General features: G+C 76.2%; 14 protein-coding genes. All 14 read right to left on the bottom strand.

What is annotated here, in order from left to right; all coding sequences use genetic code 11:
• Window positions 1-24: 24 nt before the first annotated feature.
• Window positions 25-459: a type VII toxin-antitoxin system HepT family RNase toxin gene (gene hepT, locus FJ694_RS25880; RefSeq protein WP_157270228.1), complete on the bottom strand. Its 435-nt coding sequence runs from the start codon at window positions 457-459 to the stop codon at window positions 25-27.
• Window positions 452-856 carry a type VII toxin-antitoxin system MntA family adenylyltransferase antitoxin gene (mntA, locus tag FJ694_RS25875; protein ID WP_157270225.1) on the bottom strand — a complete coding sequence of 135 codons (405 nt, stop codon included), beginning with the start codon at window positions 854-856 and terminating at the stop codon, window positions 452-454. The genes hepT and mntA overlap by 8 nt, the downstream gene beginning before the upstream one ends.
• A 191-nt stretch (window positions 857-1,047) precedes the next feature.
• Entirely contained in the window at window positions 1,048-2,022 is a 975-nt protein-coding gene (locus FJ694_RS25870) for an AEC family transporter (RefSeq protein WP_157270223.1), read from the bottom strand.
• A gap of 415 nt (window positions 2,023-2,437) precedes the next feature.
• Window positions 2,438-6,532 carry a phage tail family protein gene (locus FJ694_RS25865; protein WP_157270221.1) on the bottom strand — a complete coding sequence of 1,365 codons (4,095 nt, stop codon included), beginning with the start codon at window positions 6,530-6,532 and terminating at the stop codon, window positions 2,438-2,440.
• An 870-nt stretch (window positions 6,533-7,402) separates the two neighbouring features.
• Window positions 7,403-9,361, bottom strand: a complete 1,959-nt coding sequence (locus FJ694_RS25860) for an ATP-binding protein (protein ID WP_198320997.1) — start codon at window positions 9,359-9,361, stop codon at window positions 7,403-7,405.
• Complete coding sequence (locus FJ694_RS37840) at window positions 9,354-10,964, bottom strand: hypothetical protein (RefSeq protein WP_157270220.1); 1,611 nt, start codon at window positions 10,962-10,964, stop codon at window positions 9,354-9,356. Before FJ694_RS37840 ends, FJ694_RS25860 begins: the two co-directional genes overlap by 8 nt.
• A gap of 1 nt (window position 10,965) precedes the next feature.
• The gene (locus tag FJ694_RS25850; RefSeq protein ID WP_157270218.1) at window positions 10,966-15,762 is read right to left on the bottom strand and encodes a hypothetical protein; all 4,797 of its coding nucleotides are present in this window, start codon (window positions 15,760-15,762) and stop codon (window positions 10,966-10,968) included.
• 1 nt (window position 15,763) lies between these two features.
• Window positions 15,764-17,740 carry a hypothetical protein gene (locus FJ694_RS25845; protein ID WP_157270216.1) on the bottom strand — a complete coding sequence of 659 codons (1,977 nt, stop codon included), beginning with the start codon at window positions 17,738-17,740 and terminating at the stop codon, window positions 15,764-15,766.
• 26 nt (window positions 17,741-17,766) lie between these two features.
• A complete protein-coding gene (locus tag FJ694_RS25840) occupies window positions 17,767-18,798 on the bottom strand; it encodes a hypothetical protein (RefSeq protein ID WP_157270214.1) in 1,032 nt (343 codons plus the stop codon).
• 2 nt (window positions 18,799-18,800) lie between these two features.
• Window positions 18,801-18,959: a hypothetical protein gene (locus FJ694_RS25835; protein WP_157270212.1), complete on the bottom strand. Its 159-nt coding sequence runs from the start codon at window positions 18,957-18,959 to the stop codon at window positions 18,801-18,803.
• Window positions 18,960-18,977: 18 nt separating this feature from the next.
• Window positions 18,978-19,325 (bottom strand): hypothetical protein, encoded by a 348-nt coding sequence (locus FJ694_RS25830; protein WP_157270210.1) that lies wholly within the window; start codon window positions 19,323-19,325, stop codon window positions 18,978-18,980.
• A gap of 54 nt (window positions 19,326-19,379) precedes the next feature.
• Complete coding sequence (locus tag FJ694_RS25825) at window positions 19,380-22,178, bottom strand: phage tail protein (protein ID WP_157270208.1); 2,799 nt, start codon at window positions 22,176-22,178, stop codon at window positions 19,380-19,382.
• Window positions 22,178-24,499: a putative baseplate assembly protein gene (locus FJ694_RS25820; protein WP_157270206.1), complete on the bottom strand. Its 2,322-nt coding sequence runs from the start codon at window positions 24,497-24,499 to the stop codon at window positions 22,178-22,180. The genes FJ694_RS25825 and FJ694_RS25820 overlap by 1 nt, the downstream gene beginning before the upstream one ends.
• On the bottom strand, window positions 24,489-24,914 hold the full coding sequence (locus tag FJ694_RS25815; RefSeq protein WP_157270204.1) for a GPW/gp25 family protein: 426 nt from the start codon (window positions 24,912-24,914) through the stop codon (window positions 24,489-24,491). Before FJ694_RS25815 ends, FJ694_RS25820 begins: the two co-directional genes overlap by 11 nt.
• Window positions 24,915-24,916 lie beyond the last annotated feature (2 nt).

The raw sequence follows: 24,916 nt of genomic DNA, 5'->3' as shown, positions 1-24,916 counted from the left end.
GCCCCTGGCCGCCAGGCAGCCGCCCTACCCGCCGGCACCGCCCTGGCCGGCGTCGCGCAGCAGCAATGCACGGCTGTACTGGAGGAACTCGTCCAGGTGCCGCTCGATGATGCGCACCGTGATCGGCAACTGCAGCGCCTGGTAGTCGTGCACGGCGATGTTGCGAAAGCCCACCATGCGCTTGAGCGCCTCGGCCAGCGCGGTGTCGATCCAGCCGCCGCGCGCCAGCAGCGCGAACACGTCGCGCGCGCTTTGCGGCACGCCCAGCCGCTCGCGCCGGATGAGGTGCTGGCCCATGTCGAGTGCCGCTTCGCAGGCGCGCTGGATGTTGAGGATGGCGGCGTCCTGGCGCGTGTAGTCGGTGGAGAAGCCACCCGGGTTGGCGGCATATTCCTCGCGCGCGCGGGCCACGCAGCGCTCGATGGTGGCGGCCTTGTTGAGGAGCACGTCGTCAGCCATGGACGCGGCCCCGCTTCGCGATGTCGGCCAGCAATCCCGCGCGGGCGCTGTCCAGGGCGGTCTTCTCGCTCAGCACCGCGGCCTCGAAGAGGTCCGCCTGCAGGTCGCGCCGCCACCAGCGCTCACCCTGGGTGAGGATCTGGTGCTGCATGACGGTGGAGGCGGCACGCAGGTCCAGCAGGTCCACCGGGCAGCCGGCCAGGTCTTCGAGCTCGCCGGCGAGCTCCCACAGCAACAGCGGGTCGGCATAGCCCGCCACGAGCACGGCCAGGTCCAGGTCGCTCTCGGGCCCGGCCGTGCCCCGGATGCGGCTGCCGAAGGCGTAGACGCCCAGCAGTCCCGGCAGGCGCTGCTGCACGGTGCTCAGGAGGGCGTCGCGGTCGAGGGCGGCAGTCATGGCGCCCAGTATTCCATGGCGCGGACCGCCGCAGCCCGTCCCCTTCCCGGCACGGCGGAGCGCCTGCCACGCGGGCAGGACCGTTGACGGACGTCAAACGCCCGGCGTCACCGGCGCTGCAATCCCCTCGTGGACCGTGAAGCAGGGAGACTTCGCCGCATCGACGGTGCGTGGCAGGGGGATCGTGGCGCTCAACGCACCAGGGCCACCGCGACCGGGAAGCTGACGAAGGCCACCACGGTGGACAGCATCACGATGCGCGCCACGCGCCCGGCGTCGGCGCCGAAGCGCTCGGCCAGGATCGGCACGTTGCTCGCGCTGGGCAGCGCCGCGGACAGCACCAGCACCGTCAGCGAGAACGGCTCCAGCGGAAGGCCCAGCGCCATGGCCGCATGCCCTACGGCCAGCACCAGCAGCGGGTGCAGCGCGAGCTTGTAGAGGACCACCCGCACCACGTCGTCGCCGGTGCCGGCCCGGTGGCCCGGCGTGCCCGACGGCGCCAGCCGCGGCCGGGGCCGCGCGAGCATCATGCCGATCGTGAACAGCGCCACCGGCGAGGCGGCATCGGCCAGCATGGCCACGCCCCGCATCAGCGGCGGCGGCGGCACGAGCTGCGTGGCCGAGCTGGCGTAGCCCAGGGCGATGGCCCAGGGCAGCGGGTTGCGCACCATGCCCTTGAGGGCGCGCGCCGCCGCCTGGCCCGCGCCCTGCGCCGCGGCGCCGTCGAGGCGCGAGAGCGCGATGCACAGCGACGAGGTCAGCACCATGTCGATGGCCAGCGCCACGATGGCCGGGCCGGCCGCGCGCGCGCCCAGCAGCGCCACGAGCAGCGGCACGCCCAGGAAGCCCGAGTTCGGGAACGCCGCCACGAGCGCGCCGAAGGCGGCATCGTTCCAGCCGGTGCCGCGGCGCCGGGTGGTTGCGACCGCAAACGCCACCATCGCCAGCGCGCACAGCACGTAGACGCCGAAGACGCTCGCATCCAGCAGCCGCGCGATGGGCGTGCCCGACGCGAAGCGAAACAGCATGCACGGCAGCGCGAAGAAGAGCACGAAGCCGTTCATGCCGGGAATGGCCTCCATGGGCAGCACCCCGTTGCGTGCCACCAGCCAGCCGCAACCCACGATCGCGAAGAAGGGCAAGGTCACGGCCAGGATCTGAAGCATGCACGCGCCCTTTCAGCGCTCGTTTTCAAAGGCCGGGACAGGATGGCCGGACATGGACATGGACATGGACATGACGGCCGCATCGCTGCGGCCGGCGGCCGGGCGCGGCCCCTGGGCGTGCCCGGCGCAGTCGCGGCGGTGGCCGCGCCACGATGACGGTGGAGGCCCGGGTGACGTGCCGGCGGCACCATCGCCTCCGCGCCCGCGCCCTCGCCATCGTCCTGGAGGATGGCTTGCAGGATCTTCTCATGCCGCGCGGCTGCCGCACCCCGGTCGGTGCAAGGTCGGCCGGACGCCCGTGCTGGACGGGGCCGACGGCAAGGTGGGCAGGAGGTTCCCGGCGTTGCTTCGCCTGGACGCCGGCAGCGAAGCAACGAACGTCGAGGTCAGCTGCCGGTGCTGGAGCCCGCGGCCCTCATGCCACCGGGATCCACTGCCAGACCAGCCGCACGCGCGCGCCCCGCATGGCCGGGTCCCTGGCGATGTTGCGCAGGCCGGCCTCGATCTGGCTGTGCTGGTCCGGCAGCATGTCGCCGGGGCTGCCCTTGGCCAGCACCAGGTACACGATCTCGAAGTCGGGATGCAGGTTGCCCGCGCCGCGGTAGGCCATGAAGGCGCGCGCGATGGTGTCGAAGGCCTGCGCGCCGCCCTTCTTGTGCGCCTGCTGCAGCCTGGAGTCCACGGTGACTTCGCACAGGATGCTGCGCACCAGCTGCCCGTTCTGGCGCTGCTCCAGCACGTTGTCGGGCAGCCGCCCGCCCGGCGCCGGCATGCCCGGGACATCGATCCTGCGCGCCCCGTGCTGGACCACGCCCGAGCCCGGCTGCGCCTGCCCCAGGGGAGCATTCTTGCGAGCCTGGCTCACCGGTCCCGGTGTGCCGGTCACGGTGTCGAGCACCGGCTGCGAGCGTCCCTGGTTGGCGATGGCCGCACGCTGCGCCTCCTTCTCGAACTTGTGCGGGTCGATGCCCGGGTCGTAGCCCGGGTCCATCTTGTCGAGCTTGCTCGTCGGCAGCGCGCGCTCCTGCTCGGTCTTGCTCACCTGCCCGGCGTCGCGGGCCACGCTCTCGTGGCGCACGCTGACGTTGGCGTGATCGCGCAGGTCGAAGACCACGTTCGCCGTGATCTGGATCACGGGATTGATCCGGCCCTCGACCTCGTACTTGCCGCCGCCCTTCTTGCTCAGGGCCAGGCGCTTCCATCCCCACTTCAGCTTCAGGAAGGCCAGGCGCGCGCGCATCTTCAGCGCGCCCGTGCCCCTGGCCAGCATGGACTGCACTTCCTTCTGGGTCTCTTCGACGGCACGGCGCGCCTTCTCGCGCCTGGCGGCCTCCTTGTCCTGCTTCTTCCTGCCCGGGTCCTTGGCCTTGGCAGCCTTCTTCGCCTTGCGCTTCGCGCGCCAGTCGTCGAACTTCTTCTTGCCCTTCCTGAACACGCCGCCGATCTTCCTGGCGACCTTCCTGAGCCCCGCGCCCACCTTCTTCATGGCCGCCTTGACCTTGGCTATGATCTTTTGCGCGATGGCCTTGACCTTGGAGCCGACCTTGGAGGCCGGGCCGCGCAGCTTCCTCAGCAGCCAGTTGGCCACGAAGTCGATGACGACGATGGCCGCCGCGGCCAGCAGCTCGGCGAACTGCGGCCCCGCGCCGCCGGCCTTCACCGCCTTGAGGAAGGCCACGAACCTGCCCAGCGCCGCGATGATGCGCTGCACCGTGCCCCAGGCCGCCTGCAGCCCCTCGATGATGGCCATCACCGCGCCGGCGGCCGGCACGATCATCGCCACCACCTTCTCGATCAGCAGCTGGATCAGCGCCGAGGGAATGGCCGCCTTCAGCGCCTCGAAGGCCATGTGGCCCACTTCCTTCAGGGCGATGCCGCCCTTCTTGAGCACGTTCCAGATTGCCGTGCCCACGCCCAGCACTTCCTCCAGCTTGTCGTTGAACCACTGCTTGACCGCCGCCTTGAACGACTTCCACAGGTGGTTCTTCACGCCGTCCATCACGGCGGCGCCGAGGTTGGCGATCCAGCCGCCGGGGTTGGACGCGATGTCCTTGACCAGCACGACGAAGGTGCCCACCAGGTCCGCCACCGACTTGGCGAACTTGATGGCGCCGTCCACCACCGCCCGGGCGGCGTCGAGCACCATGAACATCGCCTTCTTGTAGGCGTCTAGCAGGAACTCGAAGGCCTTGCCCAGCGCGTCGAGCAGCCGCGTGATGCCCTTCTTCAAGGCGTCGGCCAGCCGGTTGACGGCGTTCTCCGCGTCGCGCACGCGGTTCTCGATGAAGCGGCGCCACTTCTTCTTCAGGCCCGGGAATGCGGCCAGGAACACGTCGCCCAGCAGGATCAGCGCCGCGCCCACGGCCTTGATGACGGCGACGATGGCCTTGCGCGCGGCCTCGATCACGGCCATGGCCAGCTTCTTGGCCTTGTCGATGAGGCTGCGCACGAGCTTCTTGGCCGCGTCGAAGATCGCGGTCAGGCCGCGCTTGAGCGCGTCGAAGAACGAGGCGACCTTGCTGGAGAGCCAGCCGAACACGCCGCCCGACTCCTGCCTGGCCTCGGCCTTCTTCGCCGCGGCCTCGCGCTCGGCCCGCGCCTTCTCCTCGCCGGCCTGGCGCTCGCCCTCCTCGATGTGCCTGCCCGCGTCCGCATCCGCCTTGGCCTGCTCGGCCGTGACTTTTTCGTTGCCCTTGGCAACCTCCTTGCCGGCCTTCTCGTTGGTGGTGGCGATCTCCTGGCGCTGCTCGGCCGTCCAGTCCGCGCGCGCCTTGGCCACCTCGCCGCGCGCGCCGGCCTTCTCGGCCTCCTGCTGCGCGAGGTTGTCCTCCTTGAGCGCGGCCATCTGCTGGTCGTTCTTCGACTTCTCCTCGGCCACCTTGGCCTGGTGCTCGCCCTTCCTGGCGGCCATGTCGCCTTGCGCCTGCGCCAGCGCCTGGCGCACCTCGGGGCCCTTCTTCTCGTTGGCGATGATGGCCAGGCCTTCCTGGCCTGCCGCGTCGGCGCCCCCGGCGCCGCCCGCGCCGCCGGCCGCGGGCTCGGCCACCTTGGGCGCCTTCAGGGTCTCGCGCGGACGCGTCACGCGGATCGCGTTCTCGCCGGCGGGTGCGGCCGCATCCAGTGCGCCCTGCGCCGCCTGCGCCTGCGTGGTGCGCTGCAGCTCGGCGCGCTGCTCTTCGGCGCTTGCCGGGTCGGCGTCGCCGCTGAGCTGCACCTTGGGCGCGGCGCCGGCCGAGACGTCCAGGCCCGGGTCGGTGGTGGGCATGCCGTCCACCGCGGCCTGCACGCGCGCGCCGTCCGCCTGCGAGACCTGCCCGCCCTCGCCCGGCGTGACGGCCGGCGTGGGCACGCTCGCGCTGGGCGCGGGCCCCGCCGCGGGCGTGGGCGCGGGCTCGGGCAGCGGCGCCGAAGCCGGCGCCGCCACCGGCGCGGGGCGCTCGGCTGCAGCGCCGTCTTCGAGGGTCTGCACGCAGGTCGCGGGCGCGCCTTCGGCGCCCACCTCGGCCTGCGGGATCTGCGCCTGCAGCGCGCCGGCTTCCTCGCCCGCGCTGCGGTCGATGGCGCTGCCCACGCCCTGCAGCGCGGCCCCGGCCTGCACCGGCCCCAGGCCGGCCGCCGCGCCCAGGCCCGCGGCCGGGTCCTGCGCGGCGGTGTCGGGCGGCGGCCCTTCCTCGACGGCGGCCGGCGCGCCGCCACCGCCGCCTCCTCCACCCGCGGCTCCCCCGCCACCGCCGCCCTCGCCGCCGCCACCCACGCTCTCGCCAAGCTCGGCGATGCCCGCGCTCTTCTCCGCGGGGCTGAGCTCGGCATCGGCGTTGGCGGCGGCGGCCGGCGCGCCGGCACCGGAGTCGGCCTGCTGCTCGGCCTGCTCCTGCGCGTGCTCCTCGCTGCCGGCCTCGGCCACCCGGCGATCGTCGGACTGCTGCTCGCGCGCCACGCGCGCGGCCTGCGAGCGCTCCTGCGCCTCGGGATCGGTCCCGGCCGCGCCGGACGCGTCAGGCGCCGCTGCGGGTGCAGTCCCAGCCACGGCTTCAGCCATGGGGCTGCCGCCCGGCTCCCCGGCATCCCCGCCGCCGGCCGCGGCCTCGTCGCCCGCCGCGGCGGTTTCAGCGGCGGTGCCGGACGCCTCGCCGCCGGTGGCCGTCGCGGCCTCGCCCGGCGCCTGCCCCGACACGGCCTCACCCGCCTCGGCGCCAACGCCGCCACCGGCCTCCCCGGCCTCGGCCTGTGCCTCCTCCTCCGCCGCCTCGGGCGCCGCTGCCGCCATGCGCTCCTGAGTCCGGTCCTGCGCCTGCTCGGCCGGCCCGGCCGCCTCGCCGCCGGCACCGGGCTCGGCCGCCGCCTCGGCACCGCCGCCGCCTGCGTCGGCCAGGGACGCGCCGGCACCGCTGCCCGCGCCTCCGGCCGCACCGGCGGCAGCCCCGGCGCCACCCGACGCCACGGCAACGCCCGCCGGCGCTTCGGAGGCCGTGCCGGCGGTCGCGCCGGACGCCGCCAGCTCGCCCTGCACGGCCTCGTTGGGCTTCTCCGCCGGCGCGGCCCCCTGGGCCTTGGCGCCGGCCGAACCGGGCCGGGCCGCGGCATCCTTCGCGGCGCCGGCTGGGCCTGCGGCGCCCCGCGCCGGCGCCTGGTCCGCACCGGCCCCGGCCGCCCCGCCCGCCGCAGCCTTGGCAGGCGCTTCGGCCCTGCCGGCCCGGCCAGCGGCGGCCTGCTGCATTTCTGGCCGGACTTGCGCTTCCTCCTTGCGTGGCTTCAGGACTGGCGCGTCCTGCGCGACCTGCCCGCTCGGCGCCGGAGGGCCGGTCAGTGGGCCGGACGCCTCGCCGCCACGCTGGGAAACCTGGGCCGCCGCCGCTTCCGGCGCAGCGGCCGGCGGCTGCGCCGGCTTCGAGCCCGGCGCCCCCGGCGCGGTACGAACCGCGGTGTCGGCCAGCTCTGCACGCGTGGCCGGTGCGCCGGCCACCCGTGGAAGGGCCGCGTCCGGCGCCCGCGCTCCCGGCACCGGAACGCCCGGCATGGGCGGGACTGCATCCGCCGGCGCCATCCCCGCCCGCGCGCCTGCCGGCGGCGCGGCACCTCCTGGCCCTGCCACGGCCCGGCGGCCCAGCAGGTAGTTGGGCAACCGGCTGGCGGGCGAGGCCGTTGCGCCCTCGACCGTGTTCCGCGGCCCGGCGGCAGCGCCGCCCGGTGCCGCGAAGGCCCGCTGCTCCGCAGCCGCAGCCGCCGTCGCCGCTGCCGCGGCTTCCCCGGGCCGCAGCGCCTGGGCCTCGGCGGCCTCGGCCGGCACGGCAAGCTGCGGCAGCTCCCCCGGCAGCGGCGGGCGCCGCCTCGGGTCGGCTCGGCTCGGGCTGGCGCTGTCGAACACGGCCGTGCGCCCGGTTCAGAGGCTGTCGGGGGCGCGCTGGCCGAGCTTGCGGTACTCCAGCGCCAGCGCCTCGCGCAGGTCCTGCGCGCACACCGCCGCGGCGCCGGCGCCGGCACCGCCCTCGCCCTCCTCGGCGCGCTGCCGCGCCAGCAGCGCCGCCGTGAACACCGCGTTGCGGATGTGCCCGCCCGGCAGGTCGGCCAGCGCCGCAATGGCGCCCAGCGCCGCCGCGTCCAGGGCGCCGGTCTCGCCCAGGTGCAGCCGCCACAGCTGGCGCCGCTCGGCCACGTCGGGCAACTGGAACTGCAGCACGGCATCGAGCCGGCGCAGGAAGGCGTCGTCGAAGCGCGCCTTGCTGTTGGAGGTCAGCACCGCCACGCCGCCGAAGGTTTCCAGCCGCTGCAGCAGGTAGTTCGTCTGCATGTTGGCGTAGCGGTCGTTGGCCTGCTTCACGTCGGTGCGCGCGCCGAAGAGCGAGTCGGCCTCGTCGAACAGCAGCACCGCGTCGAGGTGCTCGGCACGCGCCAGCAGCTGCGCCAGGTTCTTCTCGGTCTCGCCGATGTACTTGCTCACCACCGCGGCCAGGTCCACGCGCACCAGCGGGCGGGCCAGCCGGTCGGCCAGCCACTGCGCCGCCAGCGTCTTGCCCGTGCCCGAGGCGCCGATGAACAGCGCCTTCACCCCCGGGCTGGTGCGGCCGCGCAGCAGCGGGCCCAGCGATTCGCAGGCATCGGCGCGCGCCAGGCAGCGCGTGAGCAGCAGGCCCAGCTCGCGCCGCACCTCGGCCGGCCCGACCCAGGCATCGGCCGGGATGCGGTCGCTCGACAGCTGCGCCCACGCCGACAGGGCGCGCGCGCTGCGGCGCACCGCCTGCCCGATGGCCGCCTGCACCGGCTCCGCCGACGCCGCCGCCTGCGCCAGCACCGAGATGCCGCAACGCGAGCGCGCGACCGCGTCGCGCTCCTGCGGCGCGAGCGCCGCCTCGCTCACGCCACGCCGCGCCGCCCACAGCGCGACACGGTCCGCCGCGTCGGGCAGCCCCAGTTCGAACTCGAACAGCGGCAACGCAGTGTCGAAGGCCACGTCGGGCGCGGCCAGCACCACGCAGGGCCCGGGCCAAAGCGGCCACGGCGACAGCCGCACCACGCTGCCTGGCGCGCCTTGCACCGCCCACACCGGCCAGGCCCCGGCCAGCAGCAGCGCCGGCACCACGCCCTCGCGCGCCACCTCGGCCTCCGGCGCGGCCCCCGGGTCGTCCAGCCCCTCGACCTCCAGCGCCTCGCGGCCGGCCCGCACCGCGACGGCCCGGGCCAGCGCGCGCATCTCCTGCGCGTCGGCCCCGCGCAGCACCAGCACGCACGCGCCCGCGCCAAGCAGCCGCGGCACCAGGTCGGCGACCGCGGCCTGCCAGGCGCGTGGCAGCGGCCAGTCCGGTGCATGCAGCGGCCGCAGTCGCAGGCGTTGCAGCGACACCGTCTGCGCCAGCGCTTCGTCGCCCGCCAGCAGCGGCAGCAGCGGCATGGGCAGCAGCAGGCCGCGCGCGTGCGCCGGCTGGCCCGGGTCCGCCCACTGCAGCAACCCGCACGACAGCGCCGTGCCGCGCAGCATCGCGGCCATGGCCCGCGTCGCGTCAAGGGCGCCCGCTTCGTCCAGCACCTCGGCCAGCCGCGCCACCAGGCCCAGCGTGGGCCGCGGCCCGCCGCTGCGCGGCCCGTTGCCCTGCAGCAGCGACAGCGCCGCGGCCATGCCGGCATCGAGCTCGCACCACGCCGCCAGCGCCACGGCCACCTGCTCGGCCTCCGACAGCGCCAGCGCCGCGCACAGTCGCGCCAGGCGCCCTTCGTCCAGGGGCGGCGGCGCCTGCGGCTCGCGCAGCGCCGTCGCGTCGGGATGCGCGATCAGGTCCTGAGGCAGCAGCGCCGCCAGCGCGGCGAGCACGCGGCGCTGCAGTGGTGCTTGCACGCGCTCATCCATGGCCGGCCTCCCCGTCGCGCGGCAGCAGCGCCGGGTCGATGAAATGCAGGCTCACCACGCGCCCGATCCAGGGCACCCAGCCGGGGTCCACGTCCAGCCCCAGGCGGCGCAGGCGCAGGTCGGCGGCGTCCAGGCCCTGGATCACGTCGATGTGCGTGGGCGTGGCGCTGACCCAGGCGGGCCGGCACACCAGCTCGCGCAGGCTCATGTGCGCATGGCGGCGCAGCGCACGGCGCGAGCGCGCCAGCCAGCGCCGCGCCTCGGCGCGAGTCGGCGCGGCCGCGGTCGGCGCATCGCGGAACCAGTCGCGCTGCGCGTCGTCGCGCGGCGCGCCGACCTGCTCCAGCGCCCGCCACAGCAGGGCCTCGGCCACGTCCGCGGCGAGCGCCGGCGGTTGCGCGCGCCACCAGTCGTCGAAGCGCAGCGCGCGCAGCAAATTGAGCAGCAGCACGAGGCCACCGCAGGCGCTGGCAGAAGCGTCAGCCAGCCACGGCAGCCATGGCACGGACACGCGCCGCGCCGCGGGCCGGGCGGCGGCAACAGGCGGCGGCGCCGCCGCCCGGTCCGGTGCCGGCTCGGGCAACGACCCGGTACCGGGCCTGGCACCGAAAGTCCCCGGCGCCTCCTGCGCCACGGCGGCGCCCGACGTGACCGCGCCGCCTCGTTGCGCGGGGGCATCGCATCGGGCCGCTGCCGGCCGCTCGACGGATGCCGCAGCCGCCGCCGCGAGACCGGCCGGTGCCCGGGCGAGCGCCACGGCACGCTCCACCTGCGCGGCCACGTCCTTCGGCGCTGCGGCCGGCCCGCTGGCCGGCGCCGTCAACCACACCGCCGCCACCCAGCGCGAGGCCGGCGAGCCCGCCAGCGAATGCGCATGCAACCGCCTGGCCACTTCCAGCAGCGCGGCCGAGGCCGCCGCGGGCGCTGCCGCGTCGTGCGCCGCGCCGGGTGCAGGCCCGGCCGGCGCACCGCCCGCCACGCCTGCGCTTGCAGACGGCGGCGCCAGCACGGCCTCCAGCCGGGCGTGCACCGAGGGCTCCAGCGGCCGCGCCAGGGCGGCCAGCCGCGCCGGCGGCCAGGCCGCGAGCGCATGGGCCAGGGCCGCGGGGCCTTCACGCAGCAGCGCCGCCACGACCGCCGCCAGCGCCGCCGGCCGGCCGTGCCAGGCCTCGTCGCGCAGCTCCGGCAGCGCCGCGCTCCAGAACCAGGCGGACACCGCGCCCGCCTCGGCCACGCGCGCCAGCCACGACAGCCGGGCCTCGAAGCGCGATGCGAAGAACACCGCCTCGGCCCGATCGGCGCCCTCGTGCCAGGCCGGCACCGCGCGCGCCGCCACCTCGCGCCACGCGGCCTCCAGCGCACGCGACATCCACGCCGGGCTCGCGCGCGGCGGCACGCCGTCCAGGCGCAGCCGGCGCACCAGCACCAGGCGGCCGCAGTCGGCGAAGTCGGCCGTGTTCAGGGCGTCTTCCACCGCGAAGCGCATCTGCGCCGCCTCCTCGGCCCGGGCCGGGCACAGCACGGCCTGCCGCACCACGCGTGCGCGCCGTCCCGACACGGCCTCGCGCTCGCCCTCCGGTGCCGACAGCCGCGCGGCAGCCATCTCAGCGCATCCTCGCCGCGCGTGCCGCGCCCTGGCGCAGCGCCTGCAGCTGCTTCTCGGCACGCGGCGCGGCCTGCGCGACCGGGGTGGCGCCTTTGGCTGCCGGCTCCCGGGCGGCTGCCGGCAGCACGTCGGCCTTCACCGCCGCGGCTTCCGCCCGCTGCACCGCCGCCGTGGTCAGCGGCGGGCCGGCCTGCACCTGCACGCTCAGGCTCGCGTCCAGCGTCACCGCCGCGCCGGCCGGCGCGTGGGTGATGCGCGCGGTGGCTACGCCCTCGGCCAGGTCCTCCACCACCGCGCGCGCCAGCAGCGTCTGCGTGCGCGGCTCGTGCACCAGCACCTGCATGCCGATGCGCGTGACGCGCGGGTCGATGGCGATGTCCAGCCGCGTGTTCACCACGGCTGGCACGGGACGCCGGATGCGCGCGCTCAGGATGCGCCGGACCGGCGCATGCGCGGACAGCAGCAGGCACACGCGCACCAGGTCGTTGACGGCCTGCTGCGCGGCGTCGTCGTCGCTGACCTGCGTGAACAGCCAGTCCACCATGCGCTGCATCTGGCGCCAGGCGATGTAGTCCACGCCCAGGCTCTCGCGCCCGAAGCCGGGCAGCACCGTGAGCTGGCGCAGCGACACGGCCGGGTCGAGTTGCGAGAACAGCTCGGCCCAGCGCAGCCGCGTGGCCGGCGGCACGGTGCAGAAGGCCGCGTGCATGCACGCCGCCACGCCGGCCACGTCGTCCAGCAGCCCGGCGGCGGCCAGGCCCAGCTCGCGCCGCTGCATGCCCGCCTGCAGCAGGTCGCGGATGCTGACGATGTGCTGCGCCGGCTCGATCGCCTGGCGCCACGACGCGGCGTCGAAGCGCGCCATCCGCACCGCGGCAGCGTCGTCGGCGTCGGCCAGGCGCTGCAGGTGGCGCGCGAAGGTGGCGCCCAGCAGCGTGCCGGTGGCGGTGCCGGCCCCTTCGGACACCACCAGCGCCGCGGCGGCCTGCGCCCGGGCGCCGCCGCCGAGCACCCGCTGCTGCGCCTGGACGATGACGCGGTCCAGGTCCGCCACCCGGTCCAGCAGCGGGAAGGCCCGCACGATCGGCAGCAGCCAGCGCACGGGCACGTCGCGCAGCGTGTCCACCATCGCCAGCAGCTCCGCCGGGGCGTCGTGCGCGTCGCCCCGGCAGCGCGGCACGGGGTCGGCCACGTCGGCGGGCTGCGCCTCCAGGCGCGGCACGTCCTCGGCCGTGAGCGTGAAGCGCGGGCGCCGGAACACCAGGAAGGGCACCTGTTCCTCCAGGACGGCGCGGCGCCGCGCCACCAGCGCCGCCAGCCGCGCCGCCTCCTCCTCGCGCAGCGAGCGCGCCACCGACAGGTCGTGGCGCACCTCGGCCAGCCGCAGCGCCAGCTCGCCCAGCAGCGCCTGCAGCCGCGTGGTCGCCGCCGTGATGCGTTCGCGCGCGGACTTGGCGTCGGCCTGCAGCCGCCGGTAGTCCTCGGCCCGCAGCTCCATGCCGCGCAGGAAGCGGATGGCGTTGTCGATGGCATCGACGCTGCGGCGGAAATACACCGACTCGTGCTGGTCGCCGTTGTTGTCCACCACGTTGTCGGTGTCGCTCACGCCGTCCTGCGCCAGCAGCTCCGCGGCGGTCAGGTCCTTGCGGGCGTCGCTGCCCGATCCCTTCTGGTAGCCGTACACCGGCAGGTCGTCCACCGCCAGCCCCGCGGCCTTCAGCCCGGCCAGGCCGCCGCGCACGAAGTTGTCCTTGCCGGTGGCGGCCACGTTGCTCGTCACCACCGAGGCCGGCAGCGAGAAGCGCTCGGCGACGGTGACGGTGTTGTAGGTGGCGCCCACGAGGCTCGCGCCCACCACGTCCTTCACCGCCGGCGGCACCTCCGCGCTCAGCCGCACCGGCTTGACCGTGGCCACCTTCACCAGGGGCTGGGCCCGCACCGTCTCGCCCAGGACCGCGCCGCTGATGCCGCCTCCCACGCGCGGGCCGGCCAGGTCGATGCGCTCCAGCGCGCCCGCCATGGCCACCTCCCCAGTCAGGCCCCGCGACACGGAAACCGCCGCCGCTGCGGCCACGGGCGTGAGCGCCGAGGCGGGCACGGTGCTGCCGAACAGCGCGCCGCCTTGCGCCGACAGCGCCAGGCGCGCCGACGCCTGCGGCGAGGTGGTGGCTGCCAGCCGGTCCGCCATGAACAGGGGCGCCGGCGCGGCGGCCTCGGCCTGCGGCACGGCGGCGCGCATGTTCGGCGCCGGCGTGGCGCTGGGCGCGGACGCGGGCGCCGGCGCGGGCGACGGGGGATAGGGCGAGGGCGCCGCCTTCTGGTTCAGCCGCTGGAAGTACTCGGCGAATTCCTTCTCCGTGGCCACCGGGTTCTCGTTGCGCCGCACCAGCTCGGCGGCGGCCGGCGAGGTCAGGAAACGGCCCGCGTCGTCGGTGCCCAGCACGCTCTGGCGCACCCGGAAGAGGTCGACGCGCGCGCGCAGGAAGCCGAAGTCCACGTGGTCGTTGGCGGCGCGGATGCGGCCGTCGAGCCGCTGGATCAGCTCGTCCAGGCCGCCGTCCACGGTGCGCGGCGGCGTGGTGGCGGTGCGCCCGCCCGCGGGCTCGCCCAGCTCGCCCATGAGCACGCCGTTGCGGAAGTTGCGCCAGTTGTCGCGCAGCGCGTCGAGCTCGCCGACGCGGCGCGCGTGCGCGTCCGGCGGCTGCGCGGCGTCGCCCTGGGCCGGCGCCACGATGGGCAGGCCCAGCCCCAGGTCTTCGGCGGCATCGGCCGCGTCGCCCTGCTCCACCCACTCCCAGCCCGCGGCCGAGCCGGGACGGGCCCCGGGCGGCAGCGCGTCGCCGACCCAGTAGCACTCGCTGCCGCTGCCGGCCCTGCCGGCGTGGCCCCAGCTCACCTGCGCCGGCTCCCGGCCGGCCAGCACGGCGAAGGTCAGGGCGTCGATGCGCGAGCCGGCCAGGCCGGCCAGCGACATCGGCAGCGACAGCCGCGTCCACGTGCCCACGGGCGGCAGCGCGCCGATGCGCTGGCCCTGCGCCTGGCCCGGCAGATCGCCCCACGCGAAGGCGCGCTCCGGCACGGCGGCGTCCGGCGGCTCGCCGCTGCCGGCCAGCCGCACCGCGATGGCCCGCACCGGGGTGTCCAGGCGCACGTACACGAAGAACTCGTCCGAGGCCTGGAACGCCAGCCTGGCCTGCGCGCCGCTGAAGCCGTGTTCCTCGCTGCCGCCGGCCGGCGCGCGGGAGCGGTGGATGCGGGCGAAACCCTGGGCCGCCAGCCCGCCGGCCTCGTCCGGCAGCGCGTTGGGGTCGTCGATGGCATAACGCGGCCACGACCCGGCGACGGCCCGGGTCAGCACGTCGAAACGCCGGCGCAGCGCGTCGCGCCGCGTCAGCAGCCGCAGCCGCTCGCGCGTCAGCCGCGCGATCTCCAGGTCGAACAGCGGGTTGACGGCCGGATCGAGCTGCAGCAGCTCCGGGTCGTAATGGCTCGCGGGCACCGGCACCAGCAGCTGCACCTGGTCGCGCAGCGACAGGTTGAAGGGCAGCAGCGGCGCGGACTCCTTGATGAGCGCGTCCACCATGTCCAGCGGCACGGGCTGCGCCTGCACGTCGAAGTGCGGCGGGAAGAAGCCCTGGCGCGCGGCCCGGAAGTCCGCCACCGACAGCGGCAGCACCCCCGCCGGCGGCAGCCAGTCGAACTGCTGCTGCAGCGCGTGCGCCTGGCGCTGCGCGGGCGGCAGCTCCGCCAGGTGCTCCAGCCACTGCGCCACGCGCGCCTGCCACAGCACGTCGTCGCCGGCCGAGGGCACCAGCGCGCTGCGGTTGCGCCGCCCGCCGCCCTGGCGCACCACCGTGCCGCGGTCGGCGAACACCGGCTTGAAGGCACCGTCGAACGCGACGATCGACAGCGGCACCCCCAGCGACTCCCAGGGCCAGGGCTGGCCCAGCGCCGCGCGCTGCGCCGCCTGCTGCGCCAGCGCGTCGAGCCCGGCCTGCGACAGGCCCGCGCGCTCCAGCCAGGCGCGCATCGAGCCCGGCGGCTCGATGGACAGCCGCTGGCGCTCGGCGTTGAACACCGCGTAGGCCAACCGGTTGCGAAAGCGCGCATCGACGCTGCTGCCGTCGCTGCTCCAGGGCGGCAGCGCCCGGTCCTCGGGCCAGGGCACCCAGGCCAGCTGGAAGCCGTCCTCCCATGCTGCGCGGCTGGTGGCGCCGCCGTCGGTGGCGTTGGGACAGGGCGAGTCCGCCGCGGCGCTGCGGTCCAGCGCGATGGTGCGCGGCACCGCCACCAGCACCATCGCGTGCGGCAGGACGGCCGCGCCGCTCAGCTCCGACAGCACCTGGGCCAGCGAGGCCTGGCGGCGCAGGCCGGCTGCGCGCGCCCAGGCCGGGTCGGCGCCGTGCAGCGCGTCGAGCGCGGCGTCCACGCGCGGCGAGATCACGCTGATGGCGTCGAAGGCGATGTGCAGCGGATAGGCCAGTTCCAGGTCCGCGCCGTCCGGCGCCACCGCGTGCCCGGGCAGCACCACCAGCCGCGAGCCCTCGATGGACAGCTCCAGCCCGCTCACCACGCCGGGCGACACGGCCTGCGCCAGGCGCATCACCGCGTCGATGCGGCTGCGCTGCTCCTCGGTGAGCGCCGTGTGCGTGAGCGAGCGCTGCGGGAAGAAGTTGAGCCGCTTGCGCAGCGCCGGCTCGCCCGCGCCCGCGCGCGCGTAGGGCCCGGGCGCGGGCACGCAGGCCAGCACCTGCTCGCCGGCGAAGGGGTGGTCGATGCCGCGCAGGATCTTCATGTCATTGCTCCGGCTTCAGGCCCGCGAGCTCGCGCAGCCTGGCCGCGGCGTCGGGGTCCAGGGCGGCGTCGCGCAGCCGCAGCGCGAAGGCCGCGTGCTGCGTGGTCGGCAGCTCGCGCAGCGCCCGGTCGATCTGCGGCGCGACGCCGCTGTCGGCCACGGCCTGCACCGCCTCGGGTGCCTGCAGGTCCTTGCGGACCTCGGGCTCGGCCGCCTGCGCCGCGGCGTCGAAGCCCTCGCCCAGGCGCGGGTCGCCGAACTCGCGCGCCACCTCCAGCACGTCCTCGTGGGCCACGCCCTCCTCGCCGCGCGCGTCGGCGCGCCGGGCCAGCGCGGCGAAGACGCTGCGCCGCAGCAGGTCCGAGGTGGCCAGCACCTGGTTCGTGGCCGTCGGCGACAGTGCCAGCCGCGGCGCGGCCAGCAGGTTCACGGCTTCGGCGCGGGCCAGCGTGGGCATGGCCGCGACCAGGCCGCCGAAGCGCTCGGCCAGCCCGTCGGCCGCCACCCGCGCGGCCACCTCCTGGTCCAGCGCCCGCGCGTTGCCGGCCAGGCGCAGCGTGGCGCTGCTGATCTCGGCGGTGTAGGGCAGGTGCCGCTTGCGCAGGTACCAGAAGGTGGCGCGCCCGCCCTGGTTGGCTGCCAGGCGCGTGCGCACGGCCTCGATGGCGCGCTGCCAGGCCTGGGCCAGCGCGTCCGGGGCCGCGTCCATCACCTGCGGCCGCGCCAGCGAGTCCGGCTGCGACAGCCGCAGCAGCGACTCCAGCGGCGAGCGCTTGGCGACGAGTGCTGCCGAGGCCGAGCGCAGCGGCCGGCGCACGCTCAGCAGCGAGCGCTTGAGCGCTTCCAGCTCCTGGCGCGTCACCGGCGCGACGACCAGGATCGACAGGTGGTCCAGCTCCGCGTCGGCGGCGCGCAGGTCGATGGGCGGCAGCGCCAGCGACTCCTGCACCAGCGCCGCCAGCTCGTCGCTGGGCACGAAGGCGAACTCGCAGTCCACCAGCGGCGGGAAGTACGACTGCAGCAGCGTCAGCGCCCCGAGCTGCGTCTCGAAGCGCAGCGTGGACGCGGGCATCGGCCCCACCGGCGGCAGCACCTCGAACTGGCGCGCCGCGGCGAAGCCGGCCTGCAGCGTCGCCGTGTCCACGTCGTCTAGCTGCGCCTGGTGCTGCTGGAGCCAGGCCTCCAGCAGCGCGCGCGGGCGCGGCGCCAGCCCGGCCGACAGCGTCGATTCCGCACCTACCTCGCGCCGCACCATGTGCACGTCCAGCCAGCGCAGCGCGCCGCCGTCGAGGCACAGCATGGCCAGCGGCAGCGCGTCCTGCAGCACGCCCGGGCGCTGCGCGTCGAAGAAGATCTCGCGCGCCACGCGCGAGCGCCGGGCGTTGGCGTCCTCCACGCCGGCGCGGTCCGGGTAGGGGATGAGCGTGACGGCGGTGGCCTCGACGATGTCGCCGTCGCGCACCGTGCGCTGCCCGTCCAGCGAGGTGGGGTAGGCCGCGGTCGGGGTGCTGCTGAACTCCACGGGCCGCAGCGCCAGCACGAACAGCCCGCTGCGGTTGGCCGAGCCGGCCGCGGGCAGCAGCTTCACGCCCAGCTGCGCATCGAGCTGTGCCGCCTGCGGCAGCGCCCCGAGCGACAGGGTCTGCGCCGTGCCGACCTGCACCAGGTCGCCCGAAGGCGTGATGCCGATGCCCGGCTCGATCACCAGCGTGGGGCTGTTGGACGCGGCCTGCGTGCCCAGCCCCACGCGCAGCCCGCGGATCACGCCCGCGCCCAGCGCCTGCGCCAGGCCGGACTGCCGGGCGCGGATGTAGTCCTGGTCCGCCGTCAGGTCGTCGGCCGTGAGGAAGCGGCCGTCGAAGTAGAAGGGCCGGCGCCGGCCCGGGTCCACCAGCAGCGCGCCCGCGGCCAGCTGGGCCTGCAGCCGCACGTCGTCCTGCGCGTCGCGGATGGTGATCTCGCTGTCGGAAATGGGCATGCGTCGCTCCTGTAGGTGCGCCGCGCTCAGGGCGCGCCGCGCCAGGCGTGGGGGTTGAAGACGATGGGCCGCAGCCCGTTGTCGGCCAGCTCGCGCGGGTCCTGGTCGGCCAGGCGCTGCCACTCCGGCACCTCGCCGGGCGCGGGCCTGGTGCGCGCGGCGATGGCGGCAATGGCGGCCTCGTCCAGCGTCGGGAAGCCCGTGGGGCTGTCCTGCCGCACCGGCACCGACACGCGCGCCAGCAGCACCTTGTCCCAGTCGGCTACGGCGGCGTGCTCGGCCAGCAACGGCAGCCGCCCGGGGTCCTCCACCGAGGCGGCGGGCCAGGCATCGAGCACGCTCTCCTGGGCCCACAGCCGCCAGGCCGCGGCGTGCTCGGCCGGGTCGGCGAGCTGCTCCACCTCCCGGCGCAGGGCCTCCAGCCGCGGCGGCCGCGGCCGCGGCACGGCCAGCGTGCCCTTGGGCGCCGACTCGCTCTCGCCCGTGGCGTGCGCGAGCTGCAGCGTGAGCTCGAAGCCGTCGGCCAGCCGCGCCGGCACGACGTAGTCGGTGGCGTTGAAGGGGCCCGCCGCGAAGGCCGGCGTGCGCCCGTGCGCGCAGGGCGCGAAGCGCAGGAACACGTCGAACACCAGCCGCTTCTCGCCGGGCACGTCCTCGCGCACCGCGTCGGTCACGGCCACGCGCTCGGCGGCGGTGGCGGCCTGCGCGGCGCGCTCGGCGAGCCAGCGCGCGACGTGGATGCACTGCGTGCGCCGCACCTCCACGAGCCGGCCCAGCCGGTCCAGCGCCACGCCCGGCAGCACCCGCACCTCGATCTCCGGGTTGTCGTGGGCCGGGCAGCTCACGCGCAGCCCCGCCACCGTGCCGAAGCCGTGCAGCGCCGCCAGCGCGCGGCCCTGGCGCGCGCGGGTGTAGAGCTGCTCGGCGGCGAAATCCTGCGCGTCCAGCAGCACGCCGGTGGCGTAGTGGACGCGCTCCGGCACGCCGCGCACGGCCAGGCTCTCGGCGACGAGGTCGTCCACCTGCTGCGTGGCCACGCCGTTGTTGGCGGCTCCCATGCTTACTCCTTGACGTTGATGAACAGCACCGCGACCTCGCTGCGCCCGGTTGCCGACGCCACGACCAGCTCCACCCGGTAGCGCCCGGGCGGCAGGCGCGGGTCGAGCAGCACCACGGGCTCGCGCGTGGTCAGGGGAGCGGAGAGCTTCAGCGTTTCCATGGCGGCACCGGCGCGCGCTCAGCCGCGCAGCAGCGTCCAGGTCCAGACCCTGACCGTGCCGCCGCCGGTGTCCACGGAGCGCTCGCCGCTGAGGCGGAAGCCCTTGCCGAAAGGCACCGTCTGCTCCGGCTCCGGACGGCGCTCGCCGCGCTCGTCGATGAGGTCCACCACGGCCGTGGGCCGCTCGGTGTCCTGCACGATGATGGTCACGCTCGCAACGTCCGACTCGTTGCCCGAGTCGTCGGTGACGACGAGCTGGAACACGTGCTTGCCGGGCTTGAGCAGGGCATTGGCATCGACGGCGACGTCGAGCAGCGGCTCGTCGGACTTGACGCGTTCATCGACGCCGGGAACGAACTTGGCCATGGCGGTCTCCTTTCGGGGGCTGGGGTTGCGGGTGTCTGGGCTGGAGTCCGGGCTTCACTCCGGGGGCAGGTGCGTCCAGTCGTAGCTCTCGATGCGCAGGCCCGCGTCGGCGCTGGACGCGCTGCCGTCGAGGCGGAACGGCTGCCCGATGCCGGCGTGCAGGCCGTCGGCCAGGCCCTGCACCGCGACGCGCGCCACCGGCGGCGCATGCGGCACGTGCGGCGCCAGCACGCCGTCGAAGGCGCCGGCATGCGCGTCGAGCGAGGCCTCGCCGCGCAGCGTGTCCACGCCGCCCAGGGCCGAGGTTTCCGGGCCCGGCCCGGCGCGCACCGGCCGCGGCGCCGGCGCCGCGCGCAGGTACGTGTCGGCCCCCACCAGCGCGGCCACGCCGGCCATGAACGGGTATGCGGCGGCGACCACGCGCACCAGCACGTGCGCCGGCGCGCCCGCTTCGGCGAGCTGCCGCACCCGGCCCAGCTCGTCGGCATCCAGGCTCTCGTGCACCAGCACCGTGACGCGGTGCGCCAGGTCGTCGTAGAGCGAGCGCTGCGCCGCGGCGCGGTCCGAGCGCAGCTGCGCGCGCGCGGCCGGCGTGTCGGCGTCGATGCTGCGGAACAGCGCCAGGAAGGTCTTGAGCTCGCCGTCGCGCAGGGCCCGGGCATCGCCCAGGAACAGCGCGTCCCCGACCACGGAGTTGGCCGAGCGCGTCAGCCCGGTGGTCAGCGGATCGGTGGTGTCCTCCAGCCGGGCACCCAGGATCGTGGATAGCGTGCGGCGCAGCCTGAAGTCCTCCACCACCACGATGCGCCCGCGCGTGACGGCGCCGTCGGTGGCGATGTCCAGCGCCAGCTGCAGCCCGGCCAGCGTGCCGTGCCGGCGCGCGAGCCGGCCGGCATTGGCCAGCATCCAGCGCGCGCGCTCGGCCGGCAGCCCCGGCTGCAGCGCCAGCCCCACCCACGAGGCCAGCCAGGGCAGCGTCTCGGCCGGGCAGGCCATGGCGTCGCTGGCCAGTGCGGCGGCGGCGATGCGGCCCTCGATGTCGGTGAACAGGCCTTCGAACAGGTGCAGGAAGCGGTCCAGGAAATCCGCCCCCGTGGCCGGGCCCGGGCGCTCGGCGTCCTCGCCGAAGACGCGCTCGTGGTAGAGCGCGGGCAGGTAGCGGTCACGGTACGAGACGCGCCCGGCCCAGGCGCGCAGCGCCACCAGCTCCGGCGTGGCGCGCCCGTCGCCGAACAGCTCGGCCGCCACCCACAGCCGCGCGCCCTGCAGCGCGCGCACGGTGGTGCCGGCACGCTGGATCAGCACCGTGAACAGCCCGGCCCGGCCGGCCTGCGCCGCGCCGCCCGGGCAGCACAGCAGGCCCTGGCCGAAGGCCACCTCCGTCGGCTCCTTGCTCCAGGCCGCGCGCGGCAGGTCGGGCGGCAGCGCCGCGCGCACCTCGGCCGGCAGCGCCGCGGGCTCGCCCACGAGGTGCGGGAACCACAGCGCGCGCCGCTCGGAATAGGCTGGGTCGAACTCGGGGGCGTCGGTGTCGTTGGCCGCCAGCCACACCAGCAGCGCGCAGCCCGGCGGCACCACCGCCTCGACGGCCAGGCGGTGCCACACCGTGCCGGGCTGCCGGGTGTCGAGGCGGCCCAGCGCGGCGCGGCTGCGCGCCTCCGCGGAGCGGTCCTGCGCCGCGTTGACCACCAGCCCGCGCCGCGCGCGCGCCGCCACCGACACGCGCGCCACCCGTGCCGGCACGGTCGATCCGTCCGCCTCGCGCGGATAGTGCAGCCGCTCGCCGGGCCGGCCGGCCGCGAAGGGGCCGCCGCTCCAGCCGGCCAGCGGGTAGAAGTCGCCCTGGGGCGGCAGCGGCGCCTCCAGCTCCGGCGGCAGCCGCGGCGGGTCCTGGGCGCTGGCGGCGGCCAGCCGCTCCAGCAGCGCCGCGGGCAGCGCGTAGGTCCACACGCCCGGGTCGCGCCGCTCGCCGCCGCTGCCCTGCAGGTGGCCGCGCGTGGCCACGGCGATGCGCTCGGCGTCGAGCCAGCCCAACGTGTGGGGCAGCTTCGGGCCGGCCAGCGACAGCGGCAGCGACAGCCGCCCGCCGTCGAGCAGCGCGCGCACGCGCGCCCCGCCGGCCGGGCGCAGCAGGCTCAGCACCAGCGGCAGGCCCTGGCGTCCCGCGGCCAGCGCCACCGCGCGCTCGGTGGCGGGCACGCGTTGCGGCCACGCCTGCCAGGCCGGCGGCTGCGGGTTGGGGTCGGCTGCGTGGAAGCGCGCGCCGGCATCGCGGCCCACGAACACCGGGCTGGTGAACAGCGGCAGGCCGCGCAGCCGCGCGATCGCGCCCTGCGCCGTGTCCAGCACCCACACGCCCCCGCCCGGCGCCGCGGCCAGGCGCTGCGGCACGAAGCCTGCGGGCGGCTGCACCTGCGCCAGCTCGAAGCGCCCGCGCAGGTCGATCAGCCACAGCATGCCGCCGCCGGCGACGTAGAGCACGTCGTCGTCGCCCACGGCCAGGTCCGACACCGGCCGCGCCGGCACGGGCAGGCTGAAGGCGCGCGGCGCCAGCCCGTGCGCCGCCGCCAGGTGCGAGCTGCTCACCAGCGCCGTGCCGTCCCACTGCACGTGGTTGCCGAAGGCATCCACCGCCATCGACGGCGGCAGCGCCACCGCGTCCGCGCCGGCCGCGTCCTCCTGCAGTGTCGGCGCGGCGGACGCCCGGCTGGCCAGCCGCACGCCCGCCACCCGGTGCTGCGGCGCGGCCTCCACGGTGGCCTGCGGCACGCCGCCGGGCACGGGCACGCGCCAGGCCTGCAGGCCCCCGCCGCCCCAGGAGAGGCCGAAGCAGCGCAGGCCGTTGACGTCCATCAGCAGAACTCCGGCACCACCGGCAGGTACAGCGCGGCCCCGCCGCCGCCCTGCCCGTCGCTGCCGCCCTGCCCGCCGGCGCCGGCGAAGGGGTCGTCCATCGAGCCCGGCGCCACCGCGCCCTCGACCACGAGCACGGCCGTGAGCTCGGGCAGCTGCCAGGCTTCGAGCGCCAGCGTCGTCACGCCGCGGTTGTCGTCGGCCAGCGCCGCGAAGGCGCCGTCGCGCTTCTCGAACAGCCGCAGTGGCGACACGCCGGCCACGCCGGCCACGCGTGCCACCACCACCTCCAGCTCCCGGTCCGTCAGCGCCCGCCCAAGCGGGTAGCCGCCGTCGCTGCCGGCGCTGGCAGGCCAGGGGCCGTCGGCCCCGTCCAGCCCGATGGGCAGCGGCCAGAGGTGGCGGCGCAATGCCAGGCGCACGTCGGACAGCACCTGCTCGCGCGCATGGCCCTCGCGCACCAGCACCGCCACCGACACGCCGATCTCGCGGTACTCGCAGCCCATCACGTACAGCTCGGTGGCCAGCGGGCGCCGCTCGTTGAGGAAGCCGTGCACGGCCTCCAGCAGCGGCCGGTCCGCGCGCGGCAGCGGCGCGGCCCAGTCCTGCGTGTCGCGCGCGGGCAGCGCCATCACCGACACCGCGCCGGGCACCGCCGCGGCGCGCTCGTGCGGCTTGAAGCGCGGCAGCACCTCCACGCGCGCCACCTGCGCGCCCGGTGCCTCGCGCGCCAGCGCGCGGTAGTCGGCCGCCGTGACGGCGCGGTCGCGGTGCTGGAAGTACGCCGGGATGCGGCGCTCGGCCGCGTCCAGCGTCTCGGTGTCGGCGCCGCCCCGCAGCGCCAGCGGCTGCCACACGTCGATGGCGACCTCCGGCTTGCGCCGGGCGCCGCTGGCCAGGTCGATCACGGCGTCCAGGCGCGACAGCGTGCCCGCGGCCAGGTTGCCCGCCGCGCCGCCGCCCACGCGCAGCCCCGTGGCCACCACGCGGCTGCCGGTGCTGGGCACGCGGCCGTGCACGCCGTCGCCGAAGCGCACGGTGCCGGCCTCGGCATCGAGCTGGTACACGTGGTCCAGCGGCCCGCAGCGACCCAGGTCGTCCACCGGCGACCAGGGCGCGCTGCCGGTGACGGGGTCGTGCACCAGCAGCTGCAGCGTGGCGGGGTCGGCGCTGCCCAGCGCGCCCACGGCCAGGTCCATGACCTGGTCCGAGCCGCCGTCGGACACGCCGATGGCCCGCCCGGGCAGCGCCTGGCGCTGCTCCACGGCCACGGCATTGAGGCCGGCCCAGGCCAGGCGCAGGCTGTCCACGGCGGCGCCGGGCTGCAGCCGCAGGCGCAGCCAGGTGACGAGCCGTGCCGCGTCCTCGTCGCTTTCCAGCCGCGGCGGCGCGTCGCCCACGCCGGCGCGCAGGTTGCGGCGCGGGTCGTTGACGGGCGCACCGATGCGCTCGATGCCCGGCAGTGCCAGCCGCACCACGCCCGACCGCGTGAGCCCGGCGCTGCCGTCCTCCAGCACGTCCAGCGCCACCATGTCCGGCACGTCGGGCGTCGCGGCGTCGCTGCCGGTGCTCAGCTCCCACGCCAGCGGCAGCGGCGTGCGCGCGGTGAGGGCCTCGCTGCCGGCCGCCACGTCCAGGGCCAGCGCCAGGCCCACGTTGAGCGCGCGCGGCGTGCCCTGCGCATCGGCCGCCAGCGCCTGGCGCGCGTCGGGCAACAGCTTGGCCGAGGGCGCCAGCAGCGCGATCCACAGCGCGCCGTCCACGCTGGACTGCAGCACGTCCACGCCCGTGGCCAGGTCCTGCCCCGGCGCGAACACCTCGGTCGTGACGTAGCCCTGCGGCCGCCCCTCGGTGGCGCGGTACACGGCCTGCAGGTCGGGCAGCAGCGCGTCGAAGTCGGCCTGCTCGTCGGGCGTGAGCCGGCGGCGCAGGTAAGCCCGCCCCGTCACCGGGTAGGCGGTGCAGAAGCCCAGCGTGCTGAAGGGCACGGGCTTGTCGATGGCCGAGCCCGGCGGCATCTGCACCGCCACGGCCTGCCGCTCCGCCTTGACCTGCAGGCACACCAGGCCGCGCGCGGCCTGCGCCGGCTTCAGCGGCATGCCCAGCAGCCGCAGGTAGGCCAGGCGCTGGCGCTCGGGGATGAGGTTGGCGCGGTACAGGATGGTGTCGCCCAGCCACGCGAACAGCTCGATGAGCGTGCGCCCCGGATCGCCCGGGCGCGGGTGCGTCCACTCCGGCGTGTGCGCCGGGATGCGCGCCAGCAGCTCGGCGACGAGGTCGTCGAAGCTGCGGTCGTCGAGGGCGGGCGGCCTAATGGGCATGGCGCGACTCCATCACCAGGGTGAGCCCCACCCGCGCGGGCGTGCCGGTGCGCTTGAGCCGGTAGGCGATCTCCACCCGCACGCCATCGGCCACGCCGCTGGCCGGGTCGGCGACGGGGTCCACCGCGACGCCGTCCACCACGATGCGCGGCTCCCATTGCTTGAGTGCGTCCTCGACCAGCTCCTTGATGCGCGCGCGCGTGGCCACCGTGTTGGGCTCGGTCAGCAGGTTCTCCAGCCCGGCGCCGAAGCCTGGCCGCATGAGCTGCTCGCCCGGCCGCGTGGACAGCAGCACCTGGATCATCTCGCGCACGCTGCGCGCCAGGTCCGGGTACTGCAGCCGGCCCTGGGCATCGGGCACGGGCAGCAGCGGCCAGCCTATGGGCTCGGCGAAGGGGTTCACGGGGCCGGCCATGG

This window comes from Azohydromonas aeria, assembly GCF_009760915.1.
In the GTDB taxonomy this organism is placed as follows: Bacteria; Pseudomonadota; Gammaproteobacteria; order Burkholderiales; family Burkholderiaceae_C; genus Azohydromonas; species Azohydromonas aeria.
Note: the sequence above shows the minus strand (reverse complement) of the source record. Positions and strands in the feature narration are given on the sequence as shown.